This is a genomic window from Pseudomonas sp. HLMP, from assembly GCF_046365545.1.
GTDB lineage: Bacteria > Pseudomonadota > Gammaproteobacteria > Pseudomonadales > Pseudomonadaceae > Aquipseudomonas > Aquipseudomonas guariconensis_B.
The window spans coordinates 3473083-3486729 of record NZ_JBDLLR010000001.1; the positions used below are offsets into that span (position 1 = coordinate 3473083).

Here is a 13647-nt window from a genome sequence, read left to right on the forward strand (position 1 = left end):
GGCAAGCTGCAAGCTGCAAGCTACAAGCGGCAAGAGAACGTGAGCACCGCACCGCTTTACTTGCGGCTTGGCGCTTGCCGCTCCCCCCATCGCACCGGACTCCCCCCATGAATGCTGCAAAGGACACTGCACCCCCGCCCGCCACCTCGACCCTGGACATGCGGCCGTTGTTGTTGGTCAACATGGCTTGCACCATGTCGATGATGGCGTTCGTCTCGCTGATCGGCCCGATCGCCCGGCTGCTGGGCATGGCCACCTGGCAGGCCGGTGCGGCGGTGACCGTGGCCGGCGTGGTCTGGGTCGTGCTGGCACGGCCGTGGGGGCGCGCCGCCGACCGTCATGGGCGGCGACGGGTGTTGCTGCTGGGCAGCGCAGGCTTCGCCCTGGCCTACTGGGGGCTGTGCCTGTTCATCGATGGCGCGCTGCGCTGGTTGCCGGGTGCCACCCTGGCCTTTCTCGGCCTGATGCTGGCACGCGGGCTGATCGGCGCGTTCTACGCGGCCCTGCCGGTGGGCTGCAACGCACTGATCGCCGATCATGTCGAGCCGCAACGGCGTGCCGGGGCCATGGCGTCGCTGGGCGCGGCCAACGCCGTCGGCCTGGTGATGGGGCCGGCCCTGGCGGCGCTGCTGGCACGCCATAGCCTGAGCCTGCCGTTCTATATCATGTCGCTGCTGCCGGCGACTGCCTTCCTCGTGCTGCTGTTCAAGCTCAAGCCGCAACCCCTGCCCCAGCGCCATGCCCCCAGCCCGGTGCGCCTGGCCGACCCGCGCCTGCGCCGCCCGCTGCTGGTGGCCTTCAGCGCCATGCTCAGCGTGACGGTGGTGCAGATCACCGTGGGGTTCTTCGCTCTCGACCGCCTGCAACTGGGCTCGGCCGAGGCGGCCCAGGTCGCCGGCATCGCCCTGACCACGGTCGGCGTGGCGCTGATCCTGGCGCAGGTGCTGCTGCGTCGGTTGCAGTGGCCACCGCTGAAGATGATCCGGGTTGGCGCCAGCGTGTCGGCCCTGGGCTTCGCCTGCGCCGCCCTGGCCCTCAGCGCCCCCTGGCTGTGGGCCTCGTTCTTCGTCGCCGCGGCCGGCATGGGCTTCGTCTTCCCGGCCTTCTCGGCGTTGGCGGCCAATGCCATGCAGGCCTCGGAACAGGGCGCTACCGCAGGTTCGGTCGGCGCCGCCCAGGGCATGGGCGCGGTAGTCGGGCCCCTGGCCGGTACCCTGGTCTATGCGCTCGACCCGCGCCTGCCGTTCCTGGCGGTGGCGGCCCTGTTGCTGCTGGTCGGCCTGTGGCCGATGCCCGGCGCGCAACGCCGCTGACAAGCACAGCGCGTTGCCGCCCAGAGTGTGTTTTAATGCGTCGCCCATTATTTTTGACACCTCTTACTACAAGGCGGCTATGGACACGGGGACACGACTCAAACTGGTGCGTGAACGCAACAACCTCTCCCAACGGGAACTGGCCCGCCGCAGCGGCCTGACCAACTCGACGATCTCGCAGATCGAGCAGAACCGCGTCAGCCCCTCGGTCAGTTCCCTGAAGAAACTGCTCGAAGGGATCCCCATGACCCTGGCCGAGTTCTTCGCCTTCGACGAGCCGGTGCGGGAAGAGCGCTACGTGTTCCGTGCGGGCGAGCAGCCCGACCTGGGCCGCAACGGCCTGCGCATGCTGCTGGTCGGCGCCAGCGTCGAAGGCCGGCAGATGCGCATGCTGCGCGAGCTCTATGCGCCCGGCGCCGACTCCGGCGAGCCGATCGTGCATTCCGAAGGCGAAGAATGCGGCCTGGTCACCCGGGGCACCATCGAACTGTGGGTCGATGGCCAGGTGAGCGTCCTCAACTCCGGCGATGGTTACTACATCCCCACCACGCTGCCGCACAGCTTCAAGAACATCGGCCCGGACGAAGCGGAAATCATCAGCGCCAACACCCCGGCCAACTTCTGACCGGCGCCCAGGTCAGGCGCGCGCCAGGGCCTCCTCGACGAAATCCAGGCGGTCCTGGCCGAAGAACATCCGCTCGCCGACGAAGCAGGTCGGCGCGCCGAACACACCCCGTGCCACCGCCTCCTCCGTCGCCCGCTTGAGCGCCTCCTTGACCTCGGCCTGGGCAACCAGTGCATGGAACACCGCGGGGTCGAAGCCACCCTGCTCCAGGGTTTCGTCCAGCACCGCCGCCTCGCCAAGATTGCGCCGGTGCACCCAGAGCCCGTTGAACAATACCTCGAGCAGCGCCTCGAAGCGCTCCGGTGCCCGCAACTGGATGCCGATGGCGCCGCGCATCAGGGTCAACGTGTTCACCGGAAAGCCCGGCGGCAAGCCGAATGGCACGCCGTAGCGGTCGGCGAAACGCTTGAGGTCATCGAACATGTAGTGGCCCTTGGCCGGGACCATCACCGGCGACGCATTGCCCGTGGCCTGGAACACCCCGCCCAGCAACATCGGCCGGTAGCGCAACGTAGCGCCGTGGCGGGTACAGAGGGTGGGCAGTTGGGTCCAGGCCAGGTAGCTGGCCGGGCTGCCCAAGTCAAAGAAGAATTCGACGTGCTTGCTCATGACGTAGTCCTTTTTCTCGGCAACGGTGGCTACCAGCGCTCCATCCACGGGCGCAGGTCCAGTTCGAAGGTCCAGGCATCCCGTGGCTGGGCATGCAGGAACCAGTAGCTGTCGGCGATGTGCGCCGGATCGAGGATACCGTCCTGGTCCTTGAGTGCGTAGCGCTCGGGGAAGCTGTCACGGATGAACGCCGTATCGATGGCGCCATCCACCACCACGTGGGCCACATGGATGTTCCGTGGCCCCAGCTCGCGCGCCATGCTCTGGGCCAACGCACGCAGGCCATGCTTGGCCCCGGCGAAGGCGGCGAACCCGGCGGCGCCCCGGGTACCTGCCGTGGCGCCGGTGAACAGTAGCGTGCCGCGCGCGCGGGTGACCATGCGCCGGGCCACCGCCTGGGCGGTGAGAAAGCCGGCGAAGCAAGCCATTTCCCAGATCTTGAAGTACTTGCGCGGCGTCTCGTCGAGGATGCTGCAAGGCACGTTGGCGCCGATATTGAAGACGAAGACCTCGATCGGGCCGATGTCACGCTCGATGGTCTCGACCAGCGCCGCCACTTCATCCTCCTTGCGTGCGTCGGAGCCGAAGCCATGGGCCTGGCCACCGGCGGCACGGATCTCGTCCAGCAGCGGTTGCAGCTTGTCGACCTGGCGCCGGGTGACGCAGGCGATGTAGCCCTCGCGGGCGAAGCGCTTGGCGATCGCCCCACCAGTGGCATCGCCCGCCCCGATCACCAGGGCCACTTTGGGTTGTGCGGACATCGGCGCCTCCTTTTGATGAATGATCGTTTAGTAAACGAACGCTATGTTATGATCGCGACCATCGTCAAGCCCGCGCCCAGAGGTTCCTCGATGCGCTACTCCACCGAGCACAAGCAACAGACCCGCGAGAAACTGCTGGCCAGCAGCGGCGCGCTGGCCAAGCGCGGCGGTTTCGCCACCACCGGCGTGGCCGGGCTGATGAAGGCCATCGGCCTGACCGGCGGTGCGTTCTACAACCACTTCCCGTCCAAGGACGACCTGTTCACCGAGGTGGTGCGGCGCGAGCTGTCCAACAGCCCACTGGCTCGCCTGGCCGAACAAGGCGCCAGCCGCGAGCGCCTGCAACGCTGCCTGGAGCAGTACCTGAGCCTGGCGCACCTGCACAATGCCGAGGGCGGCTGCCCGTTGCCGCCGCTGGGCGTGGAGATCGCCCGCGCCGGGCGCGAGGTCCGTGAGGAGGCCGAGCACTGGCTGGTGGCCTTGCACACGGCCTGGAGCGCGACCCTGGAGGATGGTGAACTGGCCTGGGCGTTGATCAGCCAATGCGTCGGTGCCCTGGTGGTCGCCCGCATGCTCGCCAGCGAAGCGGTGCAGGCCCGGGTACTGGAGGCCAGCCGGCAGGTCGTCGCGAGGGCACTGGATGAAACTCGCTAGCGCCTTTCTCGGCCTGGTCCTGGCGCTCCCGGCGGCGGCCGAGAACGCGTGCCCGCCAGGGCAATACCAGGTGTGCCTGATGGGCTGCTTCTGCGCCCCGATCGATCCCGGGCAGGCCGGCAAGGTACTGGAGGACGTCGAGCGCATGGCCTCCTCGAGCCTCGCCTTCGCCCTGCGCCAGGCCCGCGACGAGGCCACGGCCAGCGGTACCCAGCCGATCCCTCTGCATATCCGCGCCCAGCTCGAGCCCTGGTACGACTTCGCCGTGCTCGACGCGGTGCGCTACCGGGTCGGCGACGAACAGCAGGTCAGCGCGGCCAATGCGCTGTTGCACAATCCGGATGTGAATGCGGTGACACTGATCGATACCATCATCTTCCGCCATGCCCGGGATGCCGAGGACAACGTCGCGCTCTGGGCCCATGAACTCATGCATGTGCAGCAGTACCAGACGCTAGGGGTGGAGGGATTCGCCCAGCGCTACACCCGCGACTACCAGGCGCTCGAGGGGCCGGCCTACGCGATCGAGGCCGAGGTGGCCAAGGTGCTGCGCGAGCGTGCGGCGGGGCGGCGGCGCTGAGTTGCAAGCAGGCTGCGAGAGGGGGTGCTGGCCCGTCAGGAACAGCGCTGCGCCTCTGCCGCCCCCGCCTCCTCTCGGCTGGCGTACCGCTGCGCCAGTACCGCACAGACCATCAGCTGGATCTGGTGGAACAGCATCAGCGGCAAAATCATCGCCCCGATACCGCCGCCAACGAACAACACCTGGGCCATGGGCACACCGGTGGCCAGGCTCTTCTTCGACCCGGCGAAGAGGATGGTGATGCGATCCTCCAGGTCGAACCCAAGCAGGCGCCCGAGCAGCCGCGTGCCGAACAGCACCACGGCCAGGAGAATGCCGCACACCGCGAACAACCCGGCCAGGTGCTCTGGCGAGACGGTGTGCCACAGCCCGGTGACCACCGCTTCGCTGAACGCCGTGAAGACCACCAACAGGATCGAACCCTGGTCCACCAGCTTCAGCCAGCGTGCATTGCGCTTGACCCACGCCCCGATCCAGCGCCGGGCGACTTGCCCGGCCACGAAAGGCACCAGCAGTTGCAGGGTGATCTTGAGCACCGCATCCAGCCCCGAGCCGGTGTCGCCGCTGGCACCGAGCAGCAACATCACCAGCAAAGGCGTCAGGAAGATGCCCAGCAGGCTGGACGCCGCGGCACTGCAGATCGCCGCTGGCACGTTGCCGCGCGCCAGCGAAGTGAAGGCGATCGCCGACTGCACAGTGGCCGGCAGCGCGCACAAGTAGAGCACGCCCAGGTACAGCTCGTTGCCCACCAGCGGCACGAACAGCGGCTTGAATGCCAGGCCCAGCAGCGGGAAGAGCACGAAGGTGCAGGCGAACACCAGCAAGTGCAGACGCCAGTGGCTGGCCCCGGCGATGACCGCCTCGCGCGACAGCTTGGCGCCATGCAGGAAGAACAGCAGGCCGATGGCCAGGTTGGTCAGCCAGCCGAAGAACACCGCGCCGTCGCCCGAGCAGGGCAGCACGGTGGCGACGAGGACCACCCCGAGCAGGGCCAGGGTGAAATTGTCGAAAAGCATGCGCAGGTACTTCATGGCAGGGTCCATCTTGTCATTGTCCAAGGCCAGACGATAAGGTCTGCCGTCTCCCGCCGCTAACGCCGGAACCCCCAGCCGTATCGCCGAACGGACACCTCGAGGCCCGCCTCGCCCCATCAGCCCCTTCCAACCTGGAGCCATGACATGCTGAAAATCCTCGGCAAGGCCTCATCGATCAACGTGCGCAAGGTCCTGTGGACCTGCGACGAACTGGGCCTGCCCTACCAACGGGAGGACTGGGGCAGTGGCTTCCAGCCCACCGACGCCCCGCAGTTCCTGGCGCTCAACCCCAACGCCACGGTGCCGGTGATCGTCGATGGCGACTTCGTGCTGTGGGAGTCCAACAGCATCCTGCGCTACCTGGCCAACCAGCACGCTGGCGAACACCTCTACCCTGCCACGCCCCGTGCCCGCGCCAGCGTCGACCAGTGGCTGGACTGGCAGGCCACCGACCTCAACGACGCCTGGCGCTATGCCTTCATGGCCTTGGTACGCCAGTCCCCGGCCCATCGCGACCCGTCTCTGCTGGAAGCGTCGTGCGCGCAGTGGACGGCGAAGATGCAACTGCTCGAGCGGCGCTTGCAGGACACCGCGGCCTATGTCGCCGGCGACGACTTCAGCCTGGCCGACGTGGTGATCGGCCTGTCGCTGAACCGCTGGCGGCGCACCCCCCTGGCGCACCCGCCCCTGCCCGCGCTGGATGCCTACCACGCCCGCCTGAGCCAACGCGCAGGCTTTCTCCGGCACGGCGACAACGGCGTCGCCTGAGCCGTGCACGCAGGATTGTCCGACAAGATGTAGTGCGGAAAAATTTTCACTACAAAACGGTTGACGCCGTTCATCGCCCTTGGGCATGATGAAGCCGTCTCCCTGATCGGGAGCGGTGGCAAGGGTGTTCCAGACGGCCTGCGCGGTAACGCAGGCCGTCCGTGGAGAGGGAAACTGTCCAAAAGGCAGCGTGAGAAAGCCCCTGTTGCGATGCTGCTGTAGCAGCCTTGGTAGTGCGCTACACGTTGTGGCGCCGAGTGCGAAATCACTAACTGACGGGTAATGGGGGCTTTATGATGAACTTGAACAACAATCCCACGATCGACCAATTGGCCCAGCTGTTCGCCGCGCGCAAGGACAGCCTCGACGACCATCTGCTGTGGGTCAGCCAGACCGGCGAGGTACGCCTCGACCGCCTGCCGCCCAACACGGTCGAAGATGAATTCGAATCGCACATGCCCAGCATGCGCGCCCGCTTCAAGGTCTACCGCCGTGGCCAGGGCTACGTCGGCAAGAAGGCCGCCGCCGACACCGAGTTCGTCGGTCGCGTCCTGCAGACCCTGCAACAAGAATGGCCCGCCGCCCGTGAGCGGCAGGCAGTCAAGGTGATCGACCCACTGAACTGAGTCGTACCGCCATCTCTTGAGCCCGGCCCACAACGCCGGGCTTTTTCATGCCTGCTACAATGCCCGCCCCTGTTTCCCGGAGCCCCCGATGAACACTCCCGCCTACGGCACCGGCGATGCCTCCTACCAGGCCGCCGGTGGTATCGACGGCCTGCGCCGGCTGGTCGACGACTTCTATCGGCTGATGGATGAAAACCCCGAGGCTGCGAGCGTACGGCGTATGCACCCGGACGACCTGGCAAGCTCGCGGGACAAGCTGGCCTGCTTTCTCAGCGGCTGGCTCGGCGGGCCTCGCCTGTACAGCGAACGCTATGGCTCGATCGCCATCCCGTCGTTCCATGCCCAGTGGCCGATCGATCAGGCGCAGGCCGACATCTGGCTGACCTGCATGGCCCAGGCCATCGCCCTGCAACCTTGGCCTGCGGATTTCGCCGAGTATCTGTTGCGCCAGCTGCGGGTGCCGGCCCAGCGCATCGTCCAGGCCAGCCGCAACCGGCATCCTCAAGCCTGACGCCGCCGACGCTCCGGCAATGCCACGGCACCGATCGCCAGAGCCCGCGCCCGCTCCACGCCCCACACCAGCGCACGGGTCATGGTCTCGCCGGGGCGCGATGGGTAGTACTCCTCCACCAGGGCCTTGCCACCCCGGGCGTACAGGCCGAGGAACAGTTGCGTCGCCCCCAGCCGCGACAGCCGCACCTGTACATCGAGGGTGGTGCCGTCGCTCAATACCTCATCGTGGCAACGGCTATGCAGGTGGGCATCGGCCCACTCCCAATACGTCTCTTCCCTGACTCGCATGGCAACCATCCTCCCTTTCTGACAATGCCGCGCAAGAAAAGCACAGCCGTGGCCATCCGGCGAGGGCAACCCGCCGATGCCATGAGCAGGATCAAGGAATGCGAAAAAAACCCGCCGTCGGGCGGGGTAACCGTCGAGACTGCCAGGTGGCCTCCCGATGGATCGGCAACGAACAACCCAGCGCCCCTGAACGGGGCGCTGGCGGGATTCACTTCTTCTGTGGCACCCGCGGCGTGAAGCGGCCTTTCTTGCTGCGCTGCAGATGTGCAGGCTGCAGTTGCTCCGATTCGTCCAGCGTCATGTTGGCAAAACCCAGGCGAAACGCCGACTGGCCGCAGCGTACCTGGCTGTTGATGGGAAATGCATCGTTCATGTCTTCGAAAAAGGATTCGCTCATGCCCTGTCTCCCTCCAATGACGACCGCGCCGACAAGCAGCGTGCTTGCCTAGATAAACGACGGTCCGTTGAAGTGAGACTAGCCGGTCATTTGCGGACTGCCTGGGCAGCCCTCCCGTACCCGACCGGCGGCATCCCAAGCTCCAATGCCAGGACCGTGCCCGGCTCGCATAGGCGCCGCCTGCTTCTTCTTGCCGCTTGCAGCGTGTTTCAGTGCGCGCTGGCCGCCCGCAGGCGCTGGCCCAGACGCGGGCCGAAGACATTGATCAGCAGCCCCAGCATCACCAGCAACGCGCCCCAGCCTTGTACCGCAGTCAGGCGCTCGCCCAACAGCCAGGCCGAGGAACTCAGCCCGATCACCGGCACCAGCAGCGAGAATGGCGCCACCTTGCCCGCCGGATGGCGCGACAGCAACGTGCTCCACAGGCTGTAGCCGAGCATGGTAGCGACGAAGGCCAGGTAGGCCAGAGCCAGCACCGAACTCCAGCCGATATGGGCCAGCGCATGGCCGATGCGCTCAGGCCCTTCCAGCCACCAGGACAAGGCGAAAAATGGCAGCGGCGGAATCAACCCACCCCAGATCACCAGCGCCACCAGGTCCACCGAACCGAAACGGCGAGTGATGATGTTGCCCATGCCCCACATGGCACCGGCACAGAGGGTCAGCAACAGCGCCAGCAACGGCACGTGCCCACTGTCTTCGCTACCGATCAGAGCCAGCCCGCCAGCGGCCACCAGCAACCCCAGCAGGCTGGCCAGACGCAGGCGCTCGCCCAGAAACAGCGCGGCGAAACCGAGGGTGAAGAAGGCCTGAGATTGCAGCACCAGCGACGCCAGCCCCGGTGGCATGCCGCTGTACATGGCCTGGAAGAGGAACGCGAACTGGCCCAGGGAGATGGTCGCGCCATAGGCGCACAGCCAGCGCCAGGGCAGCTTCGGCCGCTTGACCAGAAGGATCGCCGGGAAGGCCACCAAGGCGAAGCGCAAGGCTCCGAGCAACATGGGCGGCAGGCCATCGAGGCCGATCTTGATGACCACGAAGTTGACTCCCCATGCAATGATCACGACCAGGGCGATCAGCAAGTCCTTGAGCGGCATTGGCCTTTCCTTCTCGGCGTTCTAGACATATTTCGTTACAGCATAAGGCTATTCCTTCCACGCGGACCAGCACAGTTGGGGGCCAGCCTTGCGCAACAGTCCCCTGTAAAGCCCTCTATCCACGGGGGCTCCGTTCGCACGGAACACCCCTGCCGGTAGTTGACCAATCTTGTATATACATGCTCATATAAGCCAAGGTCATCCACCCCGCGTCCTGACGATGGCCGTCGCCCCCACAACAACAACGAAGCGGAGCCACCCGATGTCCAGCAACCCCGTGATCGAACGGCGTTCGATCGACTACATCCCCGAAGCTGAACGCCATGGACGCGTCTACAGCCAGTTCACCCTGTGGCTGGGAGCCAACCTGCAGATCACCGCCATCGTCACCGGCGCCCTGGCCGTGGTGCTCGGCGGCGATGTGTTCTGGTCGTTGATCGGGCTGCTGCTCGGCCAACTGGTCGGCGGCACGGTGATGGCGCTACACGCCGCCCAGGGGCCGCGCCTGGGCCTGCCGCAGATGATCTCCAGCCGGGTGCAGTTCGGCGTGTACGGCGCCGCCATCCCCATGGTCCTGGTGTGCCTGATGTACCTGGGCTTCACCGCCACCGGCACGGTGCTGTCCGGGCAGGCCATCGGCCAGTTGCTCGACGTCAGCGACAGCACCGGCATCCTGGTCTTCGCCGGGGTCATCGTACTGGCCACCCTGGCCGGCTACCGGGTGATCCACTGGATCGGCCGGCTGGCCAGCGTGCTGGGGATCATCGCCTTCGTCTACCTGTTCAGTCGTATCCTGATGCTGGCCGACATCGGCCAGTTGCTTGATAACCGCCACTTCAGCTGGGCGACCTTCCTGCTCGCGGTGTCGCTGGCCGCGTCCTGGCAGATCGCCTTCGGGCCCTACGTCGCCGACTATTCGCGCTACCTGCCCAGCGGCACTTCGCCGCTGAAGACCTTCCTCGCCGCCGGCCTCGGCTCGGTGATCGGCGCCCAAGCGTCGATGATCCTCGGGGTCTTCGCCGCCGCCATCGCCGGGGGCCAGTTCTCCGGGCGCGAAGTGGCCTACATCGTCGGCCTGGGTGGCGCTGGCACCACCGCGGCGCTGCTGTACTTCAGCATCGCCTTCGGCAAGGTGACCATCTCGACGCTGAACTCCTATGGCAGCTTCATGTGCATCGCCACCATCATCAGCGGTTTTCGCGGCCACCTGCAGATCAGCCGCCTCCAGCGCCTGCTCTTCGTCCTGGCCATCGTCGGCGCGGCGACCCTGGTGGCCCTGCTCGGGCAGCATTCGTTCCTCACGGCGTTCAAGTCGTTCATCCTGTTCCTGCTGACCTTCTTCGTGCCCTGGAGCGCGGTCAACCTGGTGGACTACTACTTCATCACCCGCGAGCGCTACGACATCCCCGCCCTGGCCGACCCCAATGGCCGCTACGGGCGCTGGAACTGGCCGGGCATCATCGTCTACACCGTTGGCGTGCTGGTGCAGATGCCGTTCATCGACACCAAGCTGTACACCGGCCCCATGGTCGCCCACCTAGGGGGTGTCGACGTGTCATGGCTGATCGGCCTGGTAGTGCCCAGCGTGCTGTACTACTGGGTGGCCCGGCGCCGGGCCGCCGAGGCGCCGGCGCAGCTCATCGTCCCCGACGCACGCTGATGCCTGTCCCTGCCATAGGCGCCCAAGCTCGTTGAAGGCTGCTGCTCGGCGGGCCGGTTGGTGATAACCAGCGCGGCCCGCCTGTATGATACGGCCCAGCCCAACCGAGACCTGACGATGGCCAAAGACAACGAAACCGAAGGCGGCGCACGCCGCCACAGCGGTCGCTACATCTACGAGGAACTGCGCAAGCAGATCCTCACCCTCAAGCTCAAGCCCGGCGTGCAATTGGACGAAGTGTCCCTGGCCGCCCAGTTCGGCCTGTCCCGCTCGCCGGTGCGCGATGCCCTGGCGCGGCTGATCACCGAGGGGCTGGTGACCATCCTGCCCAACCGCACCACCCTGGTGACGCCGTTCGAGATCGCGGAATTCCCCAACTACATCAGCGCCCTGGACCTGATCCAGCGCGCGGTCACCCGGCTGGCGGCGACCCAGCATCGCGACGAGGACCTGGCGCATATCCGCCAGGCCGATGCCGCCTACCTCGAGGCCGTGACCACAGGCGACTTCCAGGCCATGTCCGAGCTGAACAAGGCCTTCCACATGGCCGTCGCCCAGGCCGGGCGCAACCCCTACTTCATCACCTACTACGAGCGCCTGCTCGGCGAGGGCCAGCGGCTGTTGCACCTGCACTTCGACCATATCGTCAGCTCGGCCGGTACGCAGCAACTGGGGCGTGACCATGAAGACATGATCGAGGCCATCGCCGCCCGCGACGCCGACGCGGCGGAAAGGGCCGCGCATGAACACACGATGCTGTTCCAGCGGCGCTTTCTCGACTACATGCGGCAGAACCTGACGGCGCGCATGCCGGTGTCCTGAGCGATAGGCCGCAGGATCCTGGGGCCGCTACGCGCCCCCAAGGGCTCACCTAAGGCGCGGCGACCTGCGTCTCGCCTGTCGGTGGCGGCGCCAGTTGCAACGCCTCGTTGGTATAGGTCCACACCTGCTGGACCTTGTCCGGGTGATCGTTCAGGCGGATCCCGTAGGACGGGATGATCTGGTGCAGCTTTTCCTGCCAAGGGGCGGAGGCCATCTTGTCCTTGAACACCTTCTGCATCAGGTCGAGCATGATCGGCGGCGCGGTCGAGGCACCTGGCGAAGCGCCCAGCAGTCCGGCGATGCTGCCGTCCTTGGAGGCGACCACTTCGGTACCGAGCTTGAGTACCCCACCCAGTTCCTCGTCCTTCTTGATGATCTGCACCCGCTGGCCGGCCTGCCACAAGCGCCAGTCCTGCTGCTTCGCTTCGGGGAAGTAGGTGCGCAGCGCCTCGAAACGGTCGTCGTCCGACTGCAGGAGCTGGCCGATCAGGTACTGCACCAAGTCGAACTCACGTACGCCGACACGCACCATCGGCCAGGTGTTGTGCACCGACATGCTGGCGAACAGGTCGAGCAGCGAACCCTCCTTGAGGAAACGGGTGGAGAAGGTGGCGAACGGCCCGAACAGGATCATGCGCTTGCCATCGAGCACTCGGGTGTCCAGGTGCGGTACCGACATCGGTGGCGCACCCGTCGCCGCGATGCCATAGGCCTTGGCCATGTGCCGCTGGGCGATGGCCGGGTTGTCGGTCACCAGGAACGACCCACCCACCGGGAAGCCCGCGTAGTCCTTGGCCTCGTCGATGCCGGATTTCTGCAGCAACGGCAACGCGGCGCCTCCGGCGCCGATGAACAGGAACTTGGCATCGGTGGCGGCCTTGCTGCCGTCCTTGAGGTTCTTGTACTCGACGTGCCAGGAGCCATCGTCGTTGCGGGTGATGTCCTGGACCTCGGTCGACAGCTTCAGGTCGAAGTTCGGCTGGCCTTGCAGGTAGGACACGTACTGCCGGGTGATCTCGCCGAAGTTGACGTCGGTGCCGATGGGCGTCCAGGTGACAGCCAGCTTTTGGTTCGGATCACGCCCTTCCATCATCAACGGCACCCATTTGCGGATCTGCTCCGGGTCCTCGGAATACTGCATGGGCTTGAACAGCGGGCTGGCCTGCAGCGCCTCGTAGCGCTTCTTCAGGAAGCGGATGTTGTCGTCCCCCCAGACGAAGCTCATGTGCGGCGTGGTGTTGATGAACGAGCGCGGGTTCTTCAGCACCCCTTGCTTGACCTGCCAGGCAAGGAACTGCCGGGTGACCTGGAACGATTCGTTGATCTCGATGGCCTTGCTGATGTCGATCTTGCCGTCCTTCTCCGGCGTGTAGTTCAGCTCCGCCAGGGCGGAGTGGCCGGTCCCGGCGTTGTTCCAGCCGTTGGAGCTTTCCTCGGCCACCTTGTCCAAGCGTTCGACCATCTCCATGGACCAGCCCGGCTCCAGCTCGTTGAGCCAGATGGCCAGGGTCGAACTCATGATGCCGCCACCCACCAGCATGACGTCGACCTGCCGGGTCTCGGCCGCCTGGGCATTGAGCAGCCCGCACGTCAGGCCCACCAGGACCCACCTCAACTTGATCATGTTTTCCTCCTGCAAGGCGCTGTGCCTCGATATGGTCTCCATGGCTCTTCCTGCCGGGTCTTGCCGACCAGCTCACGCGCCGCCCCCTGTGTCTGGCATCAGCCTCACAAGCGAAGTCAACCCACTAGATTGTTAGCGCATTTTTCTGAATGCCTCCACTCTGGCGCCTGGCTGGCATCGAGGCAGATGCCCCCTGGCGCGTACCTGCTCCCCTCCCCGCGCCCCAGACAAATGTGAAAATTTCATTGAATTTCTACCGCACCTGACTTTTTCACC

Annotated in this window: 16 protein-coding genes; 9 read left to right on the forward strand and 7 right to left on the reverse strand. The window is 66.0% G+C overall.

Annotated features, from left to right (window positions below; all coding sequences use genetic code 11):
• Window positions 1-107: 107 nt before the first annotated feature.
• Entirely contained in the window at window positions 108-1313 is a 1206-nt protein-coding gene (locus ABFA30_RS16105) for an MFS transporter (RefSeq protein WP_225790046.1), read from the forward strand.
• Window positions 1314-1392: 79 nt separating this feature from the next.
• Window positions 1393-1938, forward strand: a complete 546-nt coding sequence (locus tag ABFA30_RS16110; protein ID WP_225790045.1) for a cupin domain-containing protein — start codon at window positions 1393-1395, stop codon at window positions 1936-1938.
• Between the two features lie 12 nt (window positions 1939-1950).
• On the opposite strand, the gene ABFA30_RS16115 is transcribed toward ABFA30_RS16110, so the two are convergent.
• Window positions 1951-2547 carry a 2-hydroxychromene-2-carboxylate isomerase gene (locus tag ABFA30_RS16115; protein WP_225790044.1) on the reverse strand — a complete coding sequence of 199 codons (597 nt, stop codon included), beginning with the start codon at window positions 2545-2547 and terminating at the stop codon, window positions 1951-1953.
• 29 nt (window positions 2548-2576) lie between these two features.
• Window positions 2577-3308, reverse strand: a complete 732-nt coding sequence (locus tag ABFA30_RS16120) for an SDR family oxidoreductase (protein ID WP_225790043.1) — start codon at window positions 3306-3308, stop codon at window positions 2577-2579.
• Between the two features lie 90 nt (window positions 3309-3398).
• Here ABFA30_RS16120 and ABFA30_RS16125 point away from each other — a divergent pair, with 90 nt between their 5' ends.
• A complete protein-coding gene (locus ABFA30_RS16125; protein ID WP_225790130.1) occupies window positions 3399-3962 on the forward strand; it encodes a TetR/AcrR family transcriptional regulator in 564 nt (187 codons plus the stop codon).
• Complete coding sequence (locus tag ABFA30_RS16130; RefSeq protein ID WP_225790042.1) at window positions 3949-4542, forward strand: DUF4157 domain-containing protein; 594 nt, start codon at window positions 3949-3951, stop codon at window positions 4540-4542. Before ABFA30_RS16125 ends, ABFA30_RS16130 begins: the two co-directional genes overlap by 14 nt.
• A 35-nt stretch (window positions 4543-4577) precedes the next feature.
• Here the strand turns inward: ABFA30_RS16130 and ABFA30_RS16135 are convergent, their stop codons facing one another.
• Entirely contained in the window at window positions 4578-5573 is a 996-nt protein-coding gene (locus ABFA30_RS16135; protein WP_410045672.1) for a bile acid:sodium symporter family protein, read from the reverse strand.
• A 147-nt stretch (window positions 5574-5720) separates the two neighbouring features.
• Here ABFA30_RS16135 and ABFA30_RS16140 point away from each other — a divergent pair, with 147 nt between their 5' ends.
• The 3 genes from ABFA30_RS16140 to ABFA30_RS16150 all read left to right on the forward strand — a co-directional run bounded on the left by ABFA30_RS16140 (window position 5721) and on the right by ABFA30_RS16150 (window position 7481).
• On the forward strand, window positions 5721-6344 hold the full coding sequence (locus ABFA30_RS16140) for a glutathione S-transferase family protein (RefSeq protein WP_225790040.1): 624 nt from the start codon (window positions 5721-5723) through the stop codon (window positions 6342-6344).
• A gap of 293 nt (window positions 6345-6637) precedes the next feature.
• Complete coding sequence (locus tag ABFA30_RS16145) at window positions 6638-6970, forward strand: hypothetical protein (RefSeq protein WP_225790039.1); 333 nt, start codon at window positions 6638-6640, stop codon at window positions 6968-6970.
• Between the two features lie 88 nt (window positions 6971-7058).
• The gene (locus ABFA30_RS16150) at window positions 7059-7481 is read left to right on the forward strand and encodes a group II truncated hemoglobin (RefSeq protein ID WP_368816431.1); all 423 of its coding nucleotides are present in this window, start codon (window positions 7059-7061) and stop codon (window positions 7479-7481) included.
• Here the strand turns inward: ABFA30_RS16150 and ABFA30_RS16155 are convergent.
• From ABFA30_RS16155 to ABFA30_RS16165, 3 genes are all read right to left on the reverse strand, one after another.
• The gene (locus tag ABFA30_RS16155) at window positions 7472-7771 is read right to left on the reverse strand and encodes a hypothetical protein (RefSeq protein WP_225790037.1); all 300 of its coding nucleotides are present in this window, start codon (window positions 7769-7771) and stop codon (window positions 7472-7474) included. The genes ABFA30_RS16150 and ABFA30_RS16155 overlap by 10 nt on opposite strands.
• Before the next feature lie 208 nt (window positions 7772-7979).
• The gene (locus ABFA30_RS16160; protein WP_225790036.1) at window positions 7980-8168 is read right to left on the reverse strand and encodes a hypothetical protein; all 189 of its coding nucleotides are present in this window, start codon (window positions 8166-8168) and stop codon (window positions 7980-7982) included.
• 209 nt (window positions 8169-8377) lie between these two features.
• Window positions 8378-9265, reverse strand: coding sequence for an EamA family transporter (locus ABFA30_RS16165; RefSeq protein ID WP_225790035.1), 888 nt, complete (start codon window positions 9263-9265; stop codon window positions 8378-8380).
• Window positions 9266-9527: 262 nt separating this feature from the next.
• Between ABFA30_RS16165 and ABFA30_RS16170 the strand changes: the two genes are divergently transcribed.
• Window positions 9528-10925: a purine-cytosine permease family protein gene (locus ABFA30_RS16170; protein ID WP_225790034.1), complete on the forward strand. Its 1398-nt coding sequence runs from the start codon at window positions 9528-9530 to the stop codon at window positions 10923-10925.
• A 117-nt stretch (window positions 10926-11042) separates the two neighbouring features.
• Window positions 11043-11747, forward strand: coding sequence for a GntR family transcriptional regulator (locus ABFA30_RS16175; RefSeq protein ID WP_253080055.1), 705 nt, complete (start codon window positions 11043-11045; stop codon window positions 11745-11747).
• 49 nt (window positions 11748-11796) lie between these two features.
• Here ABFA30_RS16175 and mqo read toward each other — a convergent pair whose 3' ends face one another.
• The gene (gene mqo, locus ABFA30_RS16180) at window positions 11797-13371 is read right to left on the reverse strand and encodes a malate dehydrogenase (quinone) (RefSeq protein WP_253080054.1); all 1575 of its coding nucleotides are present in this window, start codon (window positions 13369-13371) and stop codon (window positions 11797-11799) included.
• Window positions 13372-13647 lie beyond the last annotated feature (276 nt).